General features: G+C 72.9%; 13 protein-coding genes. 2 read left to right on the plus strand and 11 right to left on the minus strand.

Features of this window, described 5'->3' with window-relative positions; all coding sequences use genetic code 11:
* Positions 1 to 439: 439 nt before the first annotated feature.
* The 7 genes from AB0E91_RS07550 to AB0E91_RS07580 all read right to left on the minus strand — a co-directional run bounded on the left by AB0E91_RS07550 (position 440) and on the right by AB0E91_RS07580 (position 13,520).
* A complete protein-coding gene (locus AB0E91_RS07550; protein WP_361776668.1) occupies positions 440 to 2,269 on the minus strand; it encodes a GMC family oxidoreductase in 1,830 nt (609 codons plus the stop codon).
* Between the two features lie 48 nt (positions 2,270 to 2,317).
* Positions 2,318 to 3,931, minus strand: a complete 1,614-nt coding sequence (locus tag AB0E91_RS07555) for a succinic semialdehyde dehydrogenase (protein WP_361776671.1) — start codon at positions 3,929 to 3,931, stop codon at positions 2,318 to 2,320.
* Between the two features lie 125 nt (positions 3,932 to 4,056).
* Positions 4,057 to 4,911, minus strand: a complete 855-nt coding sequence (locus tag AB0E91_RS07560) for a serine/threonine-protein kinase (protein ID WP_361776674.1) — start codon at positions 4,909 to 4,911, stop codon at positions 4,057 to 4,059.
* Positions 4,912 to 4,979: 68 nt separating this feature from the next.
* Positions 4,980 to 6,629 (minus strand): protein kinase, encoded by a 1,650-nt coding sequence (locus tag AB0E91_RS07565; RefSeq protein WP_361776677.1) that lies wholly within the window; start codon positions 6,627 to 6,629, stop codon positions 4,980 to 4,982.
* A gap of 72 nt (positions 6,630 to 6,701) precedes the next feature.
* Positions 6,702 to 8,348 (minus strand): serine/threonine-protein kinase, encoded by a 1,647-nt coding sequence (locus tag AB0E91_RS07570; protein WP_361776680.1) that lies wholly within the window; start codon positions 8,346 to 8,348, stop codon positions 6,702 to 6,704.
* 210 nt (positions 8,349 to 8,558) lie between these two features.
* Positions 8,559 to 11,393 carry a protein kinase gene (locus tag AB0E91_RS07575; RefSeq protein WP_361776682.1) on the minus strand — a complete coding sequence of 945 codons (2,835 nt, stop codon included), beginning with the start codon at positions 11,391 to 11,393 and terminating at the stop codon, positions 8,559 to 8,561.
* 165 nt (positions 11,394 to 11,558) lie between these two features.
* Positions 11,559 to 13,520 (minus strand): serine/threonine-protein kinase, encoded by a 1,962-nt coding sequence (locus AB0E91_RS07580; protein ID WP_361776685.1) that lies wholly within the window; start codon positions 13,518 to 13,520, stop codon positions 11,559 to 11,561.
* Between the two features lie 172 nt (positions 13,521 to 13,692).
* Between AB0E91_RS07580 and AB0E91_RS07585 the strand changes: the two genes are divergently transcribed.
* Positions 13,693 to 14,826 carry a serine hydrolase domain-containing protein gene (locus AB0E91_RS07585; RefSeq protein ID WP_361776688.1) on the plus strand — a complete coding sequence of 378 codons (1,134 nt, stop codon included), beginning with the start codon at positions 13,693 to 13,695 and terminating at the stop codon, positions 14,824 to 14,826.
* Positions 14,827 to 14,981: 155 nt separating this feature from the next.
* On the opposite strand, the gene AB0E91_RS07590 is transcribed toward AB0E91_RS07585, so the two are convergent.
* Positions 14,982 to 16,688 carry a glycerol-3-phosphate dehydrogenase/oxidase gene (locus tag AB0E91_RS07590; RefSeq protein WP_361776691.1) on the minus strand — a complete coding sequence of 569 codons (1,707 nt, stop codon included), beginning with the start codon at positions 16,686 to 16,688 and terminating at the stop codon, positions 14,982 to 14,984.
* A 292-nt stretch (positions 16,689 to 16,980) separates the two neighbouring features.
* Between AB0E91_RS07590 and AB0E91_RS07595 the strand changes: the two genes are divergently transcribed.
* A complete protein-coding gene (locus AB0E91_RS07595; RefSeq protein WP_361776694.1) occupies positions 16,981 to 18,189 on the plus strand; it encodes a nucleotide sugar dehydrogenase in 1,209 nt (402 codons plus the stop codon).
* A gap of 537 nt (positions 18,190 to 18,726) precedes the next feature.
* Here the strand turns inward: AB0E91_RS07595 and AB0E91_RS07600 are convergent.
* From AB0E91_RS07600 to AB0E91_RS07610, 3 genes are all read right to left on the minus strand, one after another.
* Positions 18,727 to 19,851 (minus strand): GuaB3 family IMP dehydrogenase-related protein, encoded by a 1,125-nt coding sequence (locus AB0E91_RS07600; protein ID WP_361776697.1) that lies wholly within the window; start codon positions 19,849 to 19,851, stop codon positions 18,727 to 18,729.
* Positions 19,852 to 19,963: 112 nt separating this feature from the next.
* Positions 19,964 to 21,472, minus strand: a complete 1,509-nt coding sequence (gene guaB, locus AB0E91_RS07605) for an IMP dehydrogenase (RefSeq protein ID WP_361776700.1) — start codon at positions 21,470 to 21,472, stop codon at positions 19,964 to 19,966.
* A gap of 249 nt (positions 21,473 to 21,721) precedes the next feature.
* Positions 21,722 to 22,309, minus strand: coding sequence for a sigma-70 family RNA polymerase sigma factor (locus AB0E91_RS07610; RefSeq protein WP_161182054.1), 588 nt, complete (start codon positions 22,307 to 22,309; stop codon positions 21,722 to 21,724).
* Between the last annotated feature and the right edge of the window lie 201 nt (positions 22,310 to 22,510).

The raw sequence follows: 22,510 nt of genomic DNA on the forward strand, positions 1-22,510 counted from the left end.
CACCCGTACGGCGCGTGACCGCCGCGCGCGCCGCTTCGTTGATCCCGGTGTCCGTGCCAGCCAGGGGCGGGCCCGACAGAACCACGCGTGGATAGCCGGAGCGATGAGGCGTACGGGTCGTGCCGTGCGCCGTGGGACCTCGCTCCGGAAGTGATCGGACGGCAGGGGACAGCAGCCCGGTCACCCAAGAGAAACGGTCGGCTCCGGGGACGCCCGGAGCCGACCGGCGGACACCACACCTACAGCACCCCCTCCCGATGTGACCGACGCCACACAGGAAATACCTGTGAGGTGGCGCAACCCTTCCGGGCCCTCACCGATCGAACCAGCTGCCGGATCAAGAAAACGGTAAGCGTCGAGGGACCTGCGTTCGGAGGGGGACACAGGTCCCTCGTGGCATGTCCGGGCCCTGGACGGCCTCAGCCCCGGTATCCCGGCCTCAGTCCCGCTTCGGCACCGTCGGCACCTTGAGCAGCGGCAGCCTCAGCGCCCCGAACGCCTCCGCCGGGACCGCCGGACTGCGCGGCGCCACCGGCTTCAGCCGCGCGTAGACCACCCCCGGTGCCGGGCGCGGGTCCGTCTCCCCCTTGTTCGGCCAGTACGACATGGCCCGCTCGGCCTGTGCGGTGATGGTCAGCGACGGATTGACGCCCAGGTTCGCGGAGACGGCGGCGCCGTCGACCACGGAGATGCCGGGGTGGCCGTAGAGCCGGTGGTACGGGTCGATCACACCGGTCTCCGGGGAGTCCCCGATGGGGCAGCCGCCGAGGAAGTGCGCGGTGAGCGGGGTGCCCATCAGCTCGCCCACGTTGCTGCCCGGGAAGCCGTTGATCTCGGCGGCGAGCGCGGAGGCGGCCTCGGTGGCGGCCCTGATCTGGGTCGGGTTCGGGGCGCCGTGCCCCTGCCGGGCGGTGAGCAGGCCCTTGCCGACGCCGCCGGGCTTCAGATAGGTGGTGAGCGAGTTGTCCAGGGACTGCATCACCAGGCCGATGATGGTCCGCTCCGACCAGCGCCGGTTGGAGACCGACCGGGCCAGCTGCACCGGGTGCCGGACCGCGTGCGCGAGCCAGCCGAGGACGCGCGAGGAGCCCTCGGCGTAGGGCACCTGGAGGATGGTGAGGCCGCCCATCGAGTTGGAGCCCCTGCCGTAGCGCACCGGCTCGATGTGGGTGTTCTCGTCCGGGTGGACGGAGGACGTGATGGCCACCCCGCGCGTGAAGTCGACCTTGTCCGCGCCGTGCGCCTTGCGGTAGCGGCGGTCGTCGGTCTGGGCGCCGACCAGGGCCTCGGAGTTGGTGCGGGTGAGGTCGCCCAACCGGCTGGAGAGGTACGGCAGTTGGCGGCCCGCCTTCATGCGGTGCAGCAGGGTCTGGGTGCCGTAGGTCCCGGCCGCGAGGACGACGCGGCGGGCGGTGAAGAGCCGCCCCGCGCCGGTGCGCCTGCGGTCGGTGGGCAGGGTGGCGACGGCGTAGCCGCCGCGCGAGTCGTCGGTGACCGAGACGACCGTGGTGAGCGGGTGGACGATCGCGCCCGCCTTCTCCGCGAGGTACAGATAGTTCTCGTTGAGGGTGTTCTTGGCGCCGTGGCGGCAGCCGGTCATGCACTCGCCGCACTCGGTGCAGGCCCGGCGCTCGGGGCCCGCGCCGCCGAAGTACGGGTCCGCGGCCTTCTCCCCCGGCCGCGCCTTCGCGGTGCCGTCGGCGTCCTCGCCGTCGCCGAAGAACACGCCGACCGGCGCCATGTGGAAGCTGTCGCCCACGCCCATCCGCGCGGCGGCGGCCTTGAGATGCGTGTCGGAGGGCGTCACGGTCGGGTTCAGCCGGACGCCCAGCATCCGTTTCGCCTGGTCGTAGTACGGCTTCAGCTCCTCCTGCCAGTCGGTGATGTCCCGCCACTGGGGGTCGTCGAAGAACGCCTTTGGGGGCACGTAGAGGGTGTTTGCGTAGTTCAGCGAGCCGCCGCCGACGCCCGCGCCGGCCAGCACCATGACGTTGCCGAGCAGATGGATGCGCTGGATGCCGTAGAGGCCCAGCCTGGGGGCCCAGAGGTAGTTGCGCAGGTCCCAGGAGTTCCTGGGGAGGGTGTCGCGGGTGAAGCGGCGGCCGGCTTCGAGGACGCCGACGCGGTACCCCTTCTCGGTCAGGCGCAGGGCGGTCACCGAACCGCCGAAGCCGGAGCCGACCACGAGCACGTCGTAGTCGTAACCGTCGTCGCGACCGTCGTCGCGCCCTTCCTCGTTCCGGGTCTGGACAGTCTTCTCCTGCGACACGTGCTCTCCTCGTCGAGAACGGTGGTGGTACGGCGGGGCGGGTGGGGATCAGCGGAAGCGGAACGCCTTCATCAGCTTCAGGCTGCGGCTCATGAAGGCGGCGTAGGCGGCGTCGTCCATGCCGAGCGAGGGGGCCATGGGGAGCAGCCGCTGCTGGGCGACCGTCTGGGCCTCGGTGTACTTGAGGATGCCCTCGGAGCCATGGCGGCGACCGAGGCCCGAGTCCTTCATGCCGCCCATCGGGGACTGGGCGCTGCCGTAGGCCGGGGCGTAACCCTCGTTGACGTTGACGGTGCCGGTGCGCAGCCGGGCGGCGACGTCGCGGCCCCGGCGGGCGCTCTCGGTCCACACCGAGGCGTTGAGGCCGTACGGCGTGGCGTTGGCGCGCTCGACCGCCTCGTCGTCGGTGCGGAAGCGGTAGACGGAGACGACCGGTCCGAAGGTCTCCTCCTCGCAGACGGCCATGGTGTCCTCGACGCCGTCGAGCACGGTGGGCTCGAAGAAGTACGGCCCGGCGTCCGGCCGCGCGACCCCGCCCGCGAGCACCTTCGCGCCCTTGGCGACGGCGTCCTGGACGTGGCGTTCGACGGCCTTGAGCTGGCGCTCCCCGGCGAGGGAGCCCATGTCGGCACCGTAGGCGAGGGAGTTGCCGAGGCGCAGGGCGCGGGTGCGGGCGGCGAAGCGGTCGAGGAAGGCGTCGGCGATGGACTCGTGGACGTACAACCGCTCGATGGAGATGCAGAGTTGGCCCGCCGAGGAGAAGCAGGCGCGGACGGCTCCGGCGGCGGCCTTCTCGATGTCGGCGTCCTCCAGGACCAGCATGGCGTTCTTGCCGCCGAGTTCGAGGGAGACGCCGACCAGGCGGGCGGCGGCACCCTGGGCGACCTCGCGACCGGTGCGGGTGGAGCCGGTGAAGGAGACGTAGTCGGCGTGCTTGACCAACTCGGGCCCCACGACCGGGCCTTCGCCTAGCACGACCTGGAAGACCTCGGCGGGGAGACCGGCCTCGACGAGCAAGTCACGGGCCCACAGGGCGGTCAGACAGGTCTCGGTGTCGGGCTTCATCACGACCGCATTGCCCGCGACGAAGGCGGGCAGCGCGTCGCCGACCGACAGCTCCAGCGGGTAGTTCCAGGGCGCGATCTGCCCCACCACCCCACGCGGCTGCCGGAGTTCGGTGACCTTGGTCAGCACGGGAACGGCACCGGTGTGCCGCTTCGGACGGAGGTACGCGGGTGCCCTGCGGCCGTAGTGGCGGGCCGCGACGGCGACGGCCTGCACCTCCTCGTGCGCGTGCAGCCGGGCCTTGCCGGTCTCCAGCTGGACGAGGTCGAGCACCTCGGACTGACGCTCCAGGAGCAGATCGTGGAAGCGGAGCAGCACCGCCGCGCGCTCGCGCACCGGGACCCGCTCCCAGACCGCCTGCGCCGCGCGGGCCGCCTGGAACGCCTTGAGCACGTCCTCGGGCGTGGACTCGGGCAGATCGGCCAGCTTCTCGCCGGTGAAGGGGCTGTGGTTGGCGGTACGGCCCGAGCCGGTCACGCCCTTGGTCAGCTGGGCCACCAGCTCCGGGGTGACCACGTCGGCGGCGGTGCGGACGCCTTCGGGGGCCGGGGCGAGCGGGTTGGTGCCGGTGGTTTCCGGGGCCTGCGAGTCCGTCATGAGCCGCAGGGTATGCCGGGCCGGACGCTTTGTGTACCCGTCGGTAATGCCCTTTCACCAGCCGCACACATCGCGCCAGTGATCACTGGCGACAAACGCGCTGATCAGGGCGTTGTCGGCGCGGATCAGCGGGCCGCGTCGGAAACGAGGGCGGGCACGGATTCGGCAGGCGTGGGAGCGGCGGGGCGGTCCCCGAGCACGGTGGCGGCGGCACCACTGGCACCGGCGACCGCATCGGACCCGCCCGCCCGGCACGCCTCCAGCGCCGCCGCCACCTCGTCCGCCGTCGGACGCGCCGCCGGGGAGGGGGAGCGCAGGCGGTCCAGGAGCGGGGCGAGCAGGCCGGGGTCGCCGCCCTCGACCGCCAGGGCGAGCAGGGCGCCGAGGGACCACAGGTCGGAGGCGGGGCCCGCGCCGGGACCCGAGGCGTGTTCCGGGGCGACGAAACCGGCCGGGGCCGCCTCGGTGTGGCCGTCCCCGATGCCGAAGTCGGTGACGAGGACCCGTCCGGTGCCGGACTCGACAAGCACGTTGGCGGGCTTGATGTCCCGGTGCACGATGCCGACCGCGTGCGCGGCCCGCAGCGCGGCGAGCACGGCGAGCCCGACCCGGGCGGCCTCGGCGGGCGGCAGCGGGCCCCGCCGGACGACCTCGCTCAGCGACTCGCCCTCGACCAACTCCATGACGATCCAGGGGATTCCGTCCTCGGTGAGCACCTCGCGCGGCGTCAGCGCGCCGGGATGCCGCACCCGGGCCGCGGCACGCGCCTCGCGGTGGAGCCGGTGCGCGATCCGGGCGCTCTCCTCGTCGTCGGCCGGACTCCCGGGCAGCGAGGGCTCCTTGACGGCGACCTCGCCCCCGTCCCGCTCGTCCCGCGCGCGCCAGACGGTGCCGGTCGGGCCGGAGCCGATACGGGCGACGAGCCGGTAGCGTCCGCCGATCAGCCTTTCACCGGGCGCGAGTTCACCGTCTTCACTCATGCCACATGAGTACCGTGCGCACCCTGCCCTTGTCGAAGGGTCGGACGTTTCCGGACGACGATCCGGGCTCAGCGCGCCGTCACCGTGAACGTCCCGACCGCCACGTCGAAGTACTCCCGCGCCTCGCGCACCTTGCCGACCGGCGCCGACACCCGCACGTCGTACATCCGGCCGTCCTCCTCCCAGCACAGGTCGTAGGTGTGCCGGGCGCCCTCGGCGGTGCTGAAGCCGTTCCAGGTGAACTCCCAGAGGGCGGCGGGGTGTCCGGCGCGGGTGGTCTCGGTGACCCGGCCGTCGCGGTAGCCGGGGTTGGTGCCGGCGCCGTCGGCGGCGGCCCGGTCGAGGACGGCCGCGGGGCCGCCGGTCTCGGGGCGGGCGACCTTCACGCCGAGCCGGAAGACGTCCCCGGCGGAGAAGTAGAAGACCCGCTCGCCCTGCCGTTCACGGGTGAAGGCCGACGGCACGGCGAGGGAGAACCCTGCCGGGTCGCGGGCGGTGCGGTAGCCGGAGGGCGCGACGGGACCGGCCGGGGTGGTGGGGGTCGCGGGTGTGCCCGAGGGGCTGGGGCTGCCGGTGGGCGGGCGGGTCGCGGTGGTGCCGGGGGTGCCGTCGCGTTCGCCGCCGTTCTGGTGGGCCAGCAGGACCGCCGCCGACGCGGCCGCCCCGGCCACCGCCGCCACGAGCAGCGCGGCCACCAGGGCGCCCCGGCCCGGCCACCGGGCGGCCGGGGCTGTCTCGGCGGGGGCGGCGGCCGGGGGCGCGGTGTGCTCGGTCGGCGGGTGCGGGGTGTCGGCCGTACGGTCCGGCTGGGCGGCGGATCTGACGGCACGGGCCGCGTTCAGCAGCCGGGGCGTGCGGGTCGGGGTGCCGGGCGGGGCGGGGGTGCGGCCCGTCTCCAGGTAGGCGCGCAGCATCCGTTCGGCGTCCGCCGCACCGAGCCGTCGCTCGGGGTCGCGCTCCAACAGGCCCCGGACGACCGGCAGCAGCGGCTCGGCCTCGGCGGGCGGCCGGATGTCGTCGCTGACGACGGCGTGCAGGATGCCGCCGAGCGAGTCCCGGCGGAACGGCGACTCGCCGCTGAGCGCCGTGCACAGCAGCGCGCCGAGCGACCACAGGTCGGCCGCCGGACCGCTGCGCAGCCCCGACATCCGCTCGGGCGCGGTGTATTCGGGCGAGCCGACGAAGGAGCCGGTCTCGGTGAGCGTGGTGGCGCCCGCGACCCGGGCGATGCCGAAGTCGGTGAGCACGGCCCGGTCGGTGCCCGACTCGACGAGGACGTTGGCGGGCTTGATGTCCCGGTGCAGCACCCCCGCGTCGTGCGCGGTGCTGAGCGCGCTCAGCAGGTCGGCGCCGATCCGGGCGGCCTCCTCGGGGGTGAGCGGGCCGTCCGCGGCGATCCGGTCGGCGAGCGAGCCGCCGTCGACCAACTCCATGACGATGTACGGGCGCTCGTCCTGCTCGACCACGTCGTGCACGACGATGATGTGCGGATGGTGCAGCTGTGCCACCGCCCGCGCCTCGCGGAAGGTCCGCTCGCGCCGCAGCCGGGCGTCCCCGTCCGGCGCGGAGTCGTCCTGGACGATCTCCTTGACCGCCACCAAGCGGCCCAGCACCTCGTCCTCGGCCCGCCAGACGATGCCCATCCCGCCGCGTCCGATGCGCGCCCGGAGGCGGTAACGGCCCGCGATCACACGGAAGTCGTGCCCCTCGGTCCCCATGGATCCCATCATGCCGTACCGGACGCACACCCTCCGTGACGGTGACCGGCCAAGACGAGACGGTCTGCGGGGTCAGCCCGCAGGGGGCCGCCAGCTCTGGAGGACCCACTTGAACCGCTGGTTCGTCTCCGCCCAGTCCGCCTGGGGAGTGGAGATGTAGATGGCGTATTCCACGCCCGCCCGCGAGATGTACGTCTCCTCGACGGCATGGCGCGGGCCCGGCACGTAGGGCGGGTCCTTCTCCAGCGCGGTCCAGGTGTACTCCCAGAGCGCGCCCTCGCGGTCGCGGTAGGTGTTCTGCTCAAGCCTGACCCGCCGGTAGTCGACCAGCCTCTGCAACTGCTGTTCCAGGTCCTCCTGGTGGCTGTAGGCGTCGGCGAAGTCCGGGGAGGGGTCGATGCCGATGCGGACGAAGTGCACGCCGTCGTCGGGGGTGTAGTCGATCTGCTTGAGGTCGCTCGGGGGCGTCGTCTCGTACGTCTTGCGCTTCCAGCCCTTGGGCAGGGAGAGGCTGAAGCCCAGCGGGTCGTCGTAACGCACCCAGTCCGCCGGGACCGTGCCCTTGGCGCCCTTCGTTCCCTTGCTGCCCTGCTTGGCGGTACCGGTCGGCTCCGGCGCGTGGCCGGCGCCACCCGTGGCCGCCTCGTGCTTCGACGCGCCCCACTTCTGGTAGCCGACGGCGGCGGCCGCGCCGAGCACGACCGCGAGGACGACGACGAGCGCGACCGTGCGGTTGCGGTGCCTGCGCCGCACCCGTCCCGTACGGGGCGCGGCGGGCACCTGCCCGCCGGGGGTGTTCACCGCGGCCGTCGGGCTCGTCGCCGTCGCCACCCCGGGGAGGCCGGTGGGCACGGTGGGCGACGTGCCCACGCCCGACTGCACGGGCACCTGGGCCGGACGGGTCGCACGGCCCTCGGCCACGTCGGCGAGCATCCGCTCCGTGTCCTCGGCAGTGGGGCGCATCGCCGGTTCCTTGCGGAGCAGGGCGGAGATGACCGGACCGAGCGGGCCCGCGTGCTCCGGGCGCTCCTCGCGCTCCTCGACGACCGCCTGCATGGTGGCCAGCGGCGAGGTGCGGCGGAACGGCGAGCGGCCCTCGACGGCCGTGTACAGCGTGGCGCCGAGCGCCCACAGGTCGGACGCCGGGCCCGGGTCGTGGCCGCGCACCCGCTCCGGGGCGAGGTAGTCGACCGAGCCGACGACCTCACCGGTGCGGGTGATGGTGGCGTCGCCCTCGATCTGGGCGATGCCGAAGTCGGTGAGCAGCACCCGGCGGTCGCGGCCGAGCAGGACATTGCCGGGCTTGATGTCGCGGTGCAGCACCCCCGCCCCGTGCGCGGCGCGCAGCGCCCGCAGCACCCACAGTCCGATGCGCGCGGCCTCGCGCGGCTCGATGCGGCCGCGCTCCTTCACCGCGTCGGCCAGCGACTCGCCCTCGACCAGCTCCATCACGATCCAGGGGCGGCCGTCGTGCTCCAGCACGTCGTGCACGGTGACGACGGCGGAGTGATTGATGCGCGCGGCGGCGCGGGCCTCGGCACGGGTGCGGGCCAGCAGCACGCTCTGCTCGCTGTCGGAGACGTAGAGCGCGGCGGTCAGCTCCTTGACGGCGACCTTCCGGTGCAGCACCTCGTCGTGGGCGCGCCACACCCGGCCCATGCCGCCGCTGCCGATGGAATCGGCAAGCCGGTAGCGGCCCGCTATGAGCAGACCCTGCATCTGATTCACGTTGCCCCGCAATGCTCTTGACAGGGTCAGACTAAGGACCGGCCGCCCCGCAGGGAACCGGCGGGGTCCTACGGAGACACCACTGTGACGGTTGTCGCTTCCGCGCTGTGCCGGGAACCGAAGTACGGCTCCCCCGCGGGGTTTAGGCGCTTTGCGCGACTGATGACGATGCTTCAGGGAATGGCCTGCGCGGTACGCCGCTCAGCCCGTGTAGCGGTACGAGGACGTGGCCTGGTCGTACAGCCGCGTCACCTCGTCCCGCTCCGCCTCCGGGCCCCGGACCTGGACGACGTGGTAGCGGCCGTTCAGCAGCATCGCCATGTTGCGCACGTACAGGTCGCGCCCGCTCACATCGGTCCAGGTGAACTGCCCCTCGGCCATGGTGCGTCCGCCCACCTCGATGGTTCTGAGCCCGGTCGCGGTGGCCCAGCTGGAGGAGCGGTACGGCTGGAGTTCGCGCTCCTTGTCCCGCTGGTACGCCATCGGGTCGGTGCCGTAGGACGCCGTACCGTCCCGGCCGGGCACCACGATCAGCTCGAAGTTGCCATGGCTGTAGACGACTTGGCCGCTGTTGTTGCGCGGGGTGCGGTCCCAGCCCTTGGCGACGGCGATCCGGAAACCGTCCGGGTCCGTGCGCAGGGTGAAACCGTCGGCCACCGTGACACCGCCGGTCTGGGTCTCGGCGGCGGGCGCGGACGCGGTCGGCTCGCCATCTCCCTTGGTCTCACCGGGACTTGGCCGCTGTTCACGAGAAGGCTCGGGGCTCGCCCGCCCCGCCGTACCCGCGTGGTCGCGGCCCGACGCGCCGTCCTCGCCGCGCTTGGGCAGGAACAGCATCGCGTAGGCGACCGCACCGGCCAGCAGGAGCAGGACGAGCAGCAGCAGAAAGCGGCCGAGGCTGCGCGGCGAACGCTCCGGCTCCGACCGGCCCCGCTTGTGCTTGCCGTGCGGATTCCGGGCGGGCGCGCGGTTGCGGCGCCGTCGCACCAGCTCGCCGCGCCGCCGCACTATCGGCAGCCTGCGCGGGTCGGCGGGCGGCACGGGCACCACATGGGCACCGGCGTCCGGCTCGGGCGCGGACCGCACCAACGAGCGCAGCCACCCGGCGAGTTCCTCGACGTCCGGCCGCTCGGTGGGGTCCTGCCGCAGCAGCGACTCCACGACCGGGCGCAGTGCCCCGCACTCCTCCGCGAAGGCGGGCGGCTCGGCGCACACCAGCTGCACCAGCTCGGCCGTGGACTCCTCCGGATACGGCGCGTGCCCCTGCACGGCCCGGAACAGCAGCGCCCCGAGCGCCCACAGATCGGTGGCGGGCCCGACCGGCGCCGCCAGCTGCCAGTTCTCGTGCACCGGCCCGGCCTGCTCCGGCGCCCACCGCTCGGTGACGGCCCCCACGACACTCATCCGCATCTGCCGGGCCCGCTCGGCGGCGATGGCGTTGCCGGGCCCGCGCGGTGCGCCTCCGGCGGAACCGGCCGTGTCCCAGCGGGAGTTCGCGGTGGACTGGGCGGGAACGGGTGGCTGGGAGTGGGCGGCTCCGTACGGGGGCGACGCTGTCGTACGGGCGGACCCGTTGCCGGACATGCGGTGGTCGGGCGTGGCGTGGCCGGACGCTCGGGCCTGGCCGGGGCCGGGCGCCTCGCCGCCGGGCCCGGGAATGGCGGGCCTGCCGCGCCCGGCGCCGGTACCGGACGCGTCGAGGCCCGACGGCGGGACCGGCTCCCCCGGCGCCCGCCGTTGCTCCCCCGCGGCGGGCGGCGGTACGGACCCCGAGCGGGGTACGGCTCCGTGCCACGGCCTGCCCGCCACCCCGTAGGGGTCGGCGATGGACCCGGGCGGCAAGCCGTCCCGCCCGTTGGCGTGCGGCCCGGCGGCGGGCAGCTCGGTACGGCGCGGCTCCCCCGGGTACGGGGCGGCGCGGTGCGACTCGGTGGTGTACGGCCCGGAGGCGGACGGCTCGGCGGGGCGCGGCTCGGGGTACGGGGACCGTGCCCCGGCGTCCGTGGCGTCCGTCTCGCCCGGCTCCGGGGTACGCGCCCCCGGCAGGGCGGCGCGGTGACCGTCCTGATGCTCGTGCACCCGGGCCGCGGCACGCGCTCCCGCGCGGTACGCGGCGATGGCACCGGCACGGGCCGCGCGGATGTCCTCCCCGCTCTCCAGCGCCCGCCGTCCGGAGGCTCCGGGCTCCGCGGTCTCCCCGCCCGCCGCGGCGGCCCGCGCCTGGATCGCGGCGCGCCGGGCGGCCTCGGGGTCGGTGTCGGCACCGTGATCGGCGCCGGGACGGACGGGCAACGCGCCCGCGCCTCCCGCACCGGCGGCGAGCGGCACCCCGGCACCGCCTCCGCCGGACCCCCCGGCCTGCGCTCCCCGACCGCCCGAACCGGTCTGACGCGGCGGACCCTGCGGAGCCTCCCCGGCCTCCACCGGCACCGGGTCGTACCCGCACAGCGCCTCCTCCGCCGCGCCGGACGCGAGGCCGGTCAGCAGGACGCGGCCGTCGTCGCAGACGAGGACGGTGCGGGCGGTGACGTTGCGGTGGGTCCAGCCGTGGGCGTGCAGGACGCGCAGCGCCATCAGTACGTCGGAGGCGACCTCGGCCGCGCGGTAGGGGTTGAGTGGCTGCTCGGCGAGGAGCGCCGACAGGGACTGTGCGGACACCAGTTCGCTGACGATCCAGAGCGAACCGCCCTCCGCGAACACGTCGAAGACCTGGTCCAGGCGGGGGTGGTCCGGTATCCGGGCGGCCGCCTGCGCGGCCTCCAGCGCGCGTCGCACGGCGGGGTCGGCCGGCCTGCGGGTGGCACCCCGGGCCGCCGAGGGACGCCGCCCGCGCTCGCGCGCGGTGAACCCGTCCGGCAGCCCCTCCGCGTCGATCACCTCGGCCTCGACGACCTCGGGCAACGGCACCTGGCGGACCATCACTTCCTGGCCGCTGTAGGTGTCGAAGGCCCGCGTCTCCGTCAGCTCGTACTCGTCGGAGGGCGGCAACGGCAGACGGTAGCGGTCGGCGAGCACTCGGCCCGCGTATTCGTCCACGTCGCCACCCCCTGCCGTACGGTCGCCCAGAATCGTTCCCCTGGCGGTCCGTTCCGCGCGTACACCCCGCCGCGTACGGTCCGCGACCACTCACGATACGTGCCGGAGGCAACCCGCATTGAGGGGATGACGGATTCTCGCGCTCCCGAACCGGGCTCGTTCAGGTCACGAGTTGGGCTCGAAGGACGCCGTCAGGGTCTTCCACGTGCCCTCGCGCACCGCGCTGTCCCAGTGGTCGGCCTTCGCGGTGTACATCAGCGCCTGCCCGAGGTGGTCGTTGACCACGAAACCCCGGTCGATGGAACGGTACTTGGTGCCGTCGTCGACGTACGTGAACTCCCAGTCGGCCGTGTTCCAGCCGCGGTAGTCCACCTTCTCTATGCCGATCCGCGTGTACTGGGAGCGGACCATGTACCGCTCCTGGCTCTTCCAGTCGGCGACCGGGTCGTCCTTGGGCGTGCTGGTCCAGCCGACGAGCAGCTTCTGGCCGTCCGGGCCGGTGTAGCGGTCACCGGCGGCGGAGGACGACTCGTACGACCAGCCCTGGGGCAGGCCGATGGAGTAGCCCTGGGCTGCCTTGTGGGTCGAGACGACCGGCGCGGCGCCGCCCTTCCCGGAGCCCGAGGAGCCGTCCGAGCCGGACGGGCCCGACCCGGACGAGGCCGTCCCCGCGCTCGCCGCAGTGCCGTTCGCGGCGCCCTCCGAGGAACCGCCGTCGGTCCCGGCACCGCCGTTCTTGCCCTTGCCGTCGTGGTCGTCCCGCTTGACCGAGGCCGAGGACGAGGGGGCCGCCTTGGAGCCGTCGCCCTTGTCTCCCTCGTCGCCACCGCTGAGGGCGACGGCGAGGACGGTGCCGATCACCGCGAGGGCGACCACCACCGCGATGATCACCAGCGTGCGCTTGGGCACGACGTCGGTCAACGGGGCCTTCGGCACCGGGCGCGGCGGCAGGTCGAGGTCCGGCGGCGGCATGACGGGCCAGCCCGAACTTGGCTTGTTGCCGACGGAGTCGGAGCCCCCCGCCGCACCCTGGGACGCCGGTCCGGACGCCGTCGTGGTCTTCGGCGCACCCGTGCCGGACGCACCGCCCGGACCGGCGGTCTTCGCACCCGCGACGCCCGTGGCACCCGCTCCGGCCGCCTTGCGGACCGAGCGCAGCGCCCCGCGCAGCTTCTCCGACGCGTCCTCGCCCCGCTTCTCCTCGGGGCCGGGCTGCACCGGGAGCGGCACGACCCGCGTGGGCTCCAGGACCTGCGGCTCCGGCGTGCTGATCACGTCGTCGAGCAGCGCGCGGGCACCGGCGTCGTCGAGCCGCTGGGCCGGGTCCTTGGTGAGCAGGCCGTAGATGACGTCCCTCAGCGGGCCCGCGTTCTTGGGCTCGTCCAGGGGCTCGGTCATCACGGCGGTGAGGGTGGCGATGGCCGAACCCTTGTCGTACGGCGGGGTGCCCTCGACCGCCGCGTACAGCAGACCGCCCAGCGACCAGAGGTCCGCCGCCGGGCCGGGCTTGTGGCCCCGGGCGCGCTCCGGCGAGATGTAGGAGGGCGCGCCGACGAGCATGCCGGTGGAGGTGATGGACGGGTCGCCCTCGACCTGCGCGATGCCGAAGTCGGTGAGCACCACCCGGCCGTCGTCGGCGATCAGCACGTTGGACGGCTTCACGTCACGGTGCAGGATGCCCTCGCGATGCGCCGAGCGCAGCACGTCCAGGATGGCGAGGCCGACCTCGGCGGCGCGCCGGGGCTCCAGCAGGCCGTCCTCACGGATGACCTCGGCCAGGGACTTGCCCTCGACCAACTCCATGACGATCCACGGCCGGTCGTCCTCGTCGACCACGTCGAAGACCGTGACCGCGCTGTTGTTGCGGATACGGGCGATCGCCTTGGCCTCGCGCAGGGTGCGCGTGATCAGGCGCCGCTTCTCCTCCTCGTCGATGCTCGACGGGAACCGCAGCTCCTTGACGGCGACCGTCCTGCCCAGGGTCTCGTCCTCGGCACGCCACACCGTGCCCATGCCGCCCCGGCCGAGTACATCCCCCAGCCGGTACCGCCCGGCGAGAAGACGACGCTCGTTCTTGCCCTGACGAGTCTCCTGACGGGATGACCCCGCCCGCTCCGCCTCCGACATGCGTCCCCTCATGCAACCCGCCCTGACAGAGCCTCCATTGTCCCTCACCCGACAAGTGGCCGACGCCCTGGGGGCCCCTTGTTCGCATGCCCGGCCCCCGTATCCGGAGGCCCCCTGAACCAGATGTTCCAGTTGCCGGGATGATGGCCCCCCGGCGAGGGAGGAGACACACATGCCGACGCTTCGGACAGTCCTGTCCATACCGCTTCTCGTGGCGGCGCTGCTCCTTTCTCCCGCCCTGTCACCCGACACGTCCGGCACCGCCACCACGGCCGGGTCCACGGACGCGGTGCTGCCCCGGCTGGTCACCGAGGGCGGGGCCCCGGCCGCCGCCCTGCTGGACCGGATCCGCACCGGGCCCGGGCGTGTCTCCCGCTACGCCGACACCGGCCCGGGCATCGCCCGCACCGACCACTTCCGGGCCGGGAGCATCACCAAGACGTTCGTCGCGGTGGTCGTGCTGCAACTGGCCGCCGAGCACCGGCTGTCGCTGGACGACACCGTGGACCGGCATCTGCCGGGCCTGCTGCGACCGGCCCGGACCGCCGGGCCCCGCTCCCGGTCCCGCTCCGGCTCCGGCTCCGATTCCGGTTCCGGCTCACCGCCGGACGGCCGCCGCATCACCCTGCGTCAGCTGCTCACCCACACCAGCGGACTGCCCGACTTCACCCAGGTCACCGCCGGCGCAGTGCCTTTGACGCCGCCTCAGGCCGTCGGTCTCGCACTCACCCTCCCTCCGGCCCCCCGGGGCCACTACTCCTACTCCAGCACCAATTACGTCCTGCTCGGCATGGTGATCCGCCAGGTCACCGGCCACTCCTACGCCGCCGAGGCACAGCGCAGGATCATCGCCCCGCTGGGTCTCGCGGGCACCTCCTTCCCCGGCTCACGCCGGTCGCTTCCCGCACCGCACGGCCACGCCTTCGCGGCCGACGGCTCCGACGTCACCGAACTCGACCCGCGCGTGGCCGGCGCGGCGGGCGAGCTGGTGACCACGCTCGACGACCTGGACCGCTTCTACGCGGCCCTGCTGGACGGCGAGCTGCTCACCCCGCACTGGCTGCGCGAGATGAAGGACACCCGTGCCGCACAGGGCGAGTACGGCATGGGCCTGTATCCGACCCGGCTTCCGTGCGGGGTCACCGTCTGGGGACACAACGGACGGATCAGCGGAAGCTATGTGCGCACGGCCGCCACGGCCGACGGCGGCCATGTGCTCACCTTCCGCGTGAACACGGACGCGATGGCAGACCACCGGCTCGAACCGGCCCTGCTCGCCGCCGAGTTCTGCCCCCGCACCTGGTAGAACGTCCGGGTTCCGGCCCGAGATCCCGGAATCGGCCACTCGTTCGAGTGAACCCGCCACCCGGCACCGGAACCCGGGTCCGGTGCCGGGGCCCGGGTCCGGTGCCGGAACCCGGTGACGCACTCCCCGGGCCCCGGATCTACAGCGGCACGGATCTACAGCGGAACGATGTCCGGCGCCCCCAGCCGCGCCGCGTCCGCCGTGAGGTCGTCCGGCTGGCGCTGGGACTCACGCTCGGCCTCGACCCGCTTCTCGTAGTGCTCGACCTCGCGGTCGATCTGGTCCTGGTCCCAGCCGAGCACCGGCGCCATCAGCTCGGCGGCCTCGCGGGCACTGCGGGTGCCCCGGTCGAAGGTCTCGATGGAGATGCGGGTGCGACGGGTGAGCACGTCGTCCAGGTGCCGGGCGCCCTCGTGCGAGGCGGCGTAGACGATCTCGGCGCGCAGATAGTCGTCCGCGTGCCGCAGCGGCTCGCCGAGGCTCGGGTCGGCGGCTATGAGGTCGAGCAGCTGGTCGGTCAGGGAGCCGTACCGGTTGAGCAGGTGCTCGACGCGGGCCACGTGCAGTCCGGAGCGGGCGGCTATGCGTTCGCGGGCGTTCCACATCGCCGGGTAGCCCTCGGCGCCGAGCAGCGGGATCTCCTCGGTGACCGACTCGGCCACCCGCCGGTCCAGACCGTGCACGGCGGCGTCGACGGCGTCCTCGGCCATCACCCGGTACGTCGTGTACTTGCCGCCCGCGACGACCACGAGCCCCGGCACCGGGTGCGCCACGGTGTGTTCGCGCGAGAGCTTGCTGGTGGCCTCGGACTCGCCGGCCAGCAGCGGCCGCAGCCCGGCGTAGACGCCCTCGACGTCGTCCCGGGTGAGCGGCACCGCGAGTACCGAGTTGACGTGCTCCAGGAGGTAGTCGATGTCCGCGCTGGAGGCGGCCGGGTGGGCCTTGTCGAGGTCCCAGGCGGTGTCGGTGGTGCCGACGATCCAGTGCCTGCCCCAGGGGATGACGAACAGGACGGACTTCTCGGTGCGCAGGATCAGACCGGTGCTGGAGTGGATGCGGTCCCGGGGCACGACCAGATGGATGCCCTTGGACGCCTTGACGTGGAACTGGCCGCGCTCCCCCACCAGCGCCTGGGTGTCGTCGGTCCACACCCCGGTCGCGTTGACGACCTGGCGGGCGCGGATCTCGTACTCCCCGCCGCCCTCCACGTCCTCCACCGTGACCCCGACGACCCGCTCGCCCTCGCGCAGGAACCCGGTCACCCGGGCGCGGTTGGCCGCCTTCGCGCCGTAGGACACCGCCGTGCGCACGAGGGTGGCCACGAAGCGGGCGTCGTCCACCTCCGCGTCGTAGTACTGGAGGGCGCCGACCAGGGCGTCCTTGCGCAGACAGGGGGCGACGCGCAGGGCGCGGCTGCGGCTGAGGTGGCGGTGCATGGGCAGACCCCGGCCGTGTCCCCGGGCCATCGACATCACGTCGTACAGCGCGACGCCCGTGCCCGCGTACAGCCGCTCCCAGCCGCGGTGCTGGAGCGGGTAGAGGAAGGGCACCGGCTTGACCAGGTGCGGGGCGAGCCGTTCCAGCAGCAGGCCGCGCTCCTTCAGCGCCTCGCGGACGAGGGGGAAGTCGAGCATCTCCAGATAGCGCAGTCCGCCGTGTATCAGTTTGCTGGACCGGCTGGAGGTGCCGGAGGCCCAGTCCCGGGCCTCGACGATGCCGGTGGACAGCCCGCGTGTGGCGGCGTCCAGTGCGGTCCCGGCGCCCACGATGCCGCCGCCGACGACCAGCACGTCCAGCTCGCGCTCCGCCATCTCCGCCAGTGCCTCGGCGCGCTGCGCCGGATCAAGACTCGCTGTCCTCACCGCTGCCTCCCGCTCCTCGCAGAACCCGCTCGCGTCGGCCGCACCCGGTGGGCGAAGCCCGGTTCACCCCCTCCTCATGCCCAAATTCTGACCGCCCCGTGCGGCTTCAGCCACCACGGACTTCCGCCCTGTGGACAACTCCCCCGTATCCCTCGCATGACACGGAAGACACACGAACACAATCACACATAACGGTCATATTTGTACCTAGTCTGACCGTGCGCTCGCTCAGCCGGTCCACACCGCTTGCGCACCTGTTCCACGTCGGCTATCGCGAAGGACGGCCCCCGCCATGCCCGCAGACCTCGCCGTCATCGGACTCGGCCCCTACGGCCTGCCGCTGGCCCAGGCCGCCGTCGCCGCAGGCATCCCGACCGTCGGGTACGCCACCGGTCCCGAGCCGGGCCCGCTCAGCCCCGCCGAGCTGCGCCGGATGCGCTCCACCGGCTTCCGCCCCGGCACCGACCCCGCCCAGCTCGGCCGCGTCCGCACCGCCGTCATCTGCGCGCCGACCCCGCGCGGCGCCGACGGCTCCCCCGACCTCGGCCAGGTCGAGGCCGCCGCCCGCGCCCTGGCCGGACAGCTGCGCCCGCACACCACGGTCGTCCTGGAGTCGCCCGTCCTCCCCGGGACCACCGAGAACGTCCTGCGCCCCCTGCTGGAACACGGCTCCGGACTGCGCGCCGGCCGCGACTTCCACCTCGCCTATTCACCCAGTCGGGTGGATCCCGGCAACCGCGAGCGCACCCCCGCCGGCGCCCCCCGGGTCATCGGCGGCCTCACCCCCGCCTGCACCGAATCGGCCGCCGCCTTCTACGGACGGCTCACCGACAAGGTCGTCCGCGCGCGCGGACTGCGCGAGGCGGAGACCGTCCAGCTCCTGGAGACCAACTTCCGGCACGTCAACATCGCGCTCGTCAACGAGATGGCCGTCCTCTGCCACGAGCTGGGCATCGACCTGTGGGACGTCGTGCGCTGCGCGGAGACCAAGCCGTTCGGCTTCCAGGCGTTCAGGCCGGGGCCCGGCGTCGGCGGCCACTCCGTCCCGCAGGACCTCACCGGCCACGCGAGCCGGGGGCTGCGCATGGTGGAACTGGCCCAGCAGGTCAACAGCCGCATGCCCGGCTACGTCGTCCAGCGCGCCGCCGCTCTCCTCAACGAGCACGGCAAGTCCGCCCGGGGCGCACGCGTGCTCCTGCTCGGCGTCACCTACAAGGCCGACCTCGCCGACCAGCAGAACACCCCCGCGCACGAGATCGCCCTGCGCCTGCTGGAACTCGGCGCCTCCGTCAGCTACCACGACCCGCTGGTCCCCTCCTGGACCCTCCTGGACCGCCCCGTCCCCCGCGCCGACTCCCTCTACGAAGCCACCGCCACCGCCGACCTCACGATCCTCCTCCAGCCCCACCGCACGTACGACCTCCAGGGCCTGTCGGTGAAGGCACAGCTCCTGCTGGACACGAGGGGGGTCACTCCGACGGGGGCGGCGCACCGGTTGTGAAGGGGGGCGCGCGGGATCGGGGGCACCCGAGGTTGGTGGCAAGCCACGGCACGCGCCGCTACGGTAGAACCCAGGTGGAGCCCACCGCAGTGGCTGCTGCGGCAGGCTCCGGGATGGTTCGCGGAGTGTCCGCCCCTAGTTGTTGTAGGGGCGGCCGCTCACCATCCGAAAATCCGCAAGATCCACCTCCTCCGGCACTTCACCATCCACAGACGGGTCCGTTCCCAGCGAGTGGGCTTGCGGTGACGTCCCATGGACGACCCCCTTCCACGACGCCGCCCATTAGCCCGGTAGGCGGTCCGCTGGAATCGGGCCGGGCCCCGAGGGCCGGGGTCCGGATCGTGTCCTTGGAAGGGGGCGTCCCAGACAACTGGGGCGCCGGAAACGGACACTATCGGCTCGTACAGGCCGTTCCCCGCGCATTCGCCCCGAACGCAACCATGCGCCCCCCGGCGCAACGCGCGCCCCACCCGCCCGGGTACGCGAAAGGGCCCGGCCTCCGCAGGCCGGGCCCTTTCCGCAGCTCAGGGGAGCGTGTCAGCGGCGGTGCTGGCTGTCCGCCACCGTGACCTCGACGCGCTGGAACTCCTTCAGTTCGCTGTAGCCGGTGGTGGCCATCGCGCGGCGCAGGGCGCCGAAGAAGTTCATCGAGCCGTCGGGGGTGTGGGAGGGGCCGGTGAGGACCTCCTCCAGGGTGCCGACGGTGCCGAGGTCGACCTTCTTGCCGCGCGGCAGCTCCTCGTTCACCGCCTCCATGCCCCAGTGGTGGCCGCGGCCGGGCGCGTCGGTGGCGCGGGCCAGCGGGGAGCCCATCATGACCGCGTCGGCGCCGCAGGCGATCGCCTTGGGCAGGTCGCCGGACCAGCCGACACCGCCGTCCGCGATCACGTGCACGTACCGGCCGCCGGACTCGTCCATGTAGTCACGGCGGGCCGCCGCCACGTCGGCGACCGCCGTCGCCATCGGGACCTGGATGCCGAGCACGTTGCGCGTGGTGTGCGCGGCGCCGCCGCCGAAGCCGACCAGCACACCGGCCGCGCCGGTGCGCATCAGGTGCAGCGCGGCGGTGTACGTCGCGCAGCCGCCGACGATCACCGGGACGTCCAGCTCGTAGATGAACTGCTTCAGGTTCAGCGGCTCGTGCGAGGACGACACGTGCTCCGCGGAGACCGTCGTACCCCGGATGACGAAGATGTCCACGCCCGCGTCGACGACCGCCTTGGAGAACTGGGCCGTGCGCTGCGGGGAGAGCGCCGCCGCCGTGACCACACCGGAGTCGCGCACCTCCTTGATGCGCTGGCCGATCAGCTCCTCCTTGATGGGAGCCGCGTAGATCTCCTGGAGGCGGCGGGTGGCCAGGTCGTCGGGGAGCTCGGTGATCTCGTCGAGCAGCGCCTGCGGGTCCTCGTGGCGGGTCCACAGACCCTCCAGGTTCAGGACGCCGAGGCCGCCCAGCTCACCGATGCGGATCGCGGTGGCCGGGGAGACCACCGAGTCCATGGGAGCGGCCAGGAACGGCAGCTCGAAACGGTAGGCGTCGATCTGCCACGCGATCGAGACCTCCTTCGGGTCTCGCGTGCGGCGGCTGGGGACGACGGCGATGTCGTCGAAGGCGTACGCCCGGCGGCCGCGCTTGCCGCGCCCGATCTCGATCTCAGTCACGTCATGCCTTTCCTCTTGCGTTTCGGCTCCTCCAGTATCCCCGACGCCCATGACAAGGGCGGCCCCGGTCGAACCGGGACCGCCCTTGTCAGGTGCTTCGCGTGGACGCTGGTCAGCCGCGGCTGCTGTAGTTCGGCGCCTCGACCGTCATCTGGATGTCGTGCGGGTGGCTCTCCTTGAGGCCCGCCGAGGTGATCCGGACGAACCGGCCGCGCTCCTGCAGCTCGGGCACGGTGCTGCCGCCGACGTAGAACATCGACTGGCGCAGACCGCCGACCAGCTGGTGGACCACGGAGGACAGCGGGCCGCGGTAGGGCACCTGGCCCTCGATGCCCTCGGGGATCAGCTGCTCGTCGGAGGCGACGCCCTCCTGGAAGTAGCGGTCCTTGGAGAACGACTTGCGGTCGCCGCGCGTCTGCATCGCGCCGAGCGAGCCCATGCCGCGGTACGACTTGAACTGCTTGCCGTTGATGAACAGCAGCTCACCCGGGGACTCCGCGCAGCCCGCGAGCAGCGAGCCGAGCATCACCGTGTCGGCGCCCGCGACGAGAGCCTTGGCGATGTCGCCGGAGTACTGCAGGCCACCGTCGCCGATGACCGGGACACCGGCCTCCTTGGCGGCCAGCGCGGCCTCGTAGATCGCGGTGACCTGCGGGACGCCGACACCGGCGACCACGCGGGTGGTGCAGATCGAACCCGGGCCGACACCGACCTTCACGCCGTCGGCGCCCGCGTCGACCAGCGACTTGGCGCCGTCACGGGTGGCGATGTTGCCGCCGATGACGTCGACGCCGGAGGAGTTCGACTTGATCTTGGCGATCATGTCGCCGACCAGACGGGAGTGACCGTGCGCGGTGTCCACGACGATGAAGTCGGCCCCGGCCTCGATCAGCGCCTGGGCGCGCTCGAAGGAGTCACCGGCCACGCCGACCGCCGCGCCGACCAGCAGCCGGCCCTCGGAGTCCTTGGCCGCGTTCGGGTACTGCTCGGCCTTGACGAAGTCCTTGACCGTGATCAGACCCTTGAGCACACCGCGGTCGTCGACCAGCGGCAGCTTCTCGATCTTGTGCTTGCGCAGCAGCTCCATCGCCTCGGGGCGGGAGATGCCGACCTTGGCCGTCACCAGCGGCATCGGCGTCATGACCTCGTGCACCCGGCGGCTGCGGTCGGTCTCGAAGGCCATGTCGCGGTTGGTGACGATGCCGAGGAGCTTCTTCTCCGCGTCGGTCACCGGGACGCCGCTGATGCGGAACTTGGCGCACAGCGCGTCGGCCTCGGCGAGCGTGGCCTCCGGGTGGATGGTGATCGGGTCGGTGACCATGCCGGACTCGGACCGCTTCACCAGGTCGACCTGGTTGGCCTGGCCCTCGATCGACAGGTTGCGGTGCAGCACGCCGACACCGCCCTGGCGGGCCATCGCGATCGCCATGCGGGATTCGGTCACCTTGTCCATGGCGGCGGACAGCAACGGGATGTTGACACGCACATTGCGGGAGACGTACGAGGCGGTGTCGATGTCCTCGGGCGCCATGTCCGACGCGCCCGGGAGCAGCAGCACGTCGTCGTAGGTCAGCCCGAGTGTCGCGAATTTACCGGGCACTCCGTCGACGTTGGCAGTCATGACACCTTCCCCAAATGGCCTTGATCGGTGCGGATGTCCATGCTAACGGGAAGCGTCGCCAGCAAATTCCACGCTGTGGGGGCACCGCGGGCTTCGTATTTTCGTACGGAAACGGTGGCGCGGGCGTTCACGCACGGGTTCGCACCCGGCCTGCGCGGGCGGCCGTCACGGCCGTCCCACCACCGCTTTTCGCTCCGCACCGGCCGGTCGTGCCCGGCGTCGGCGGAGTGTCACGGGGCGGCGTACGGGCTACTGCTCGGCCAGCGCGCGCAGCCTGCTCAGCGCGCGGTGCTGCGCCACCCGTACCGCTCCTGGTGACATTCCCAACATCTGCCCCGTCTCCTCCGCGGTCAAGCCGACGGCGATGCGCAGCAGCAACAGTTCGCGCTGGTTCTCCGGGAGGTTGGCCAGCAGCTTCTTGGCCCAGGCCGCGTCGCTGTTGAGCAGCGCGCGTTCCTCGGGGCCGAGGGAGTCGTCGGGGCGCTCGGGCATCTCGTCCGAGGGGACGGCCGTGGAACCCGGGTGCCGCATCGCGGCGCGCTGGAGGTCGGCGACCTTGTGCGAGGCGATGGCGAAGACGAACGCCTCGAAGGGGCGGCCGGTGTCGCGGTAGCGCGGCAGGGCGAGCAGCACCGCGACGCAGACCTCCTGTGCGAGGTCCTCGACGAAGTGCCGCGCGTCGCCGGGCAGCCGGGACAGACGCGTACGGCAGTAGCGCAGGGCGAGGGGGTGGACGTGCGCGAGCAGATCGTGCGTGGCCTGCTCGTCCCCGTCGACGGCACGGTGCACCAGGGCGCCGATCGCCCCGTGAGCCGTGCTCGCCTCCTCGTCGCGCATCGGTCCATGGTGCCTTGCGGCCGTCCGGTCCGTCGCATCGCGTTCGTGGTTGTGCACCGAAGCGTTATGAGCAGGTGCGCCCGCAGCATTCATCCGCCGCACCCTCCCCTTCCGCTTGACCGACTCCCCGAGAGACTCCACACCTCAAGGATGCGGCATCCCCACGGAAACGAGCAGCGGGCACCTTCGGGGGTGGGTGGA

This window comes from Streptomyces sp. NPDC026659, from assembly GCF_040638245.1.
Taxonomy (GTDB): Bacteria; Actinomycetota; Actinomycetes; order Streptomycetales; family Streptomycetaceae; genus Streptomyces.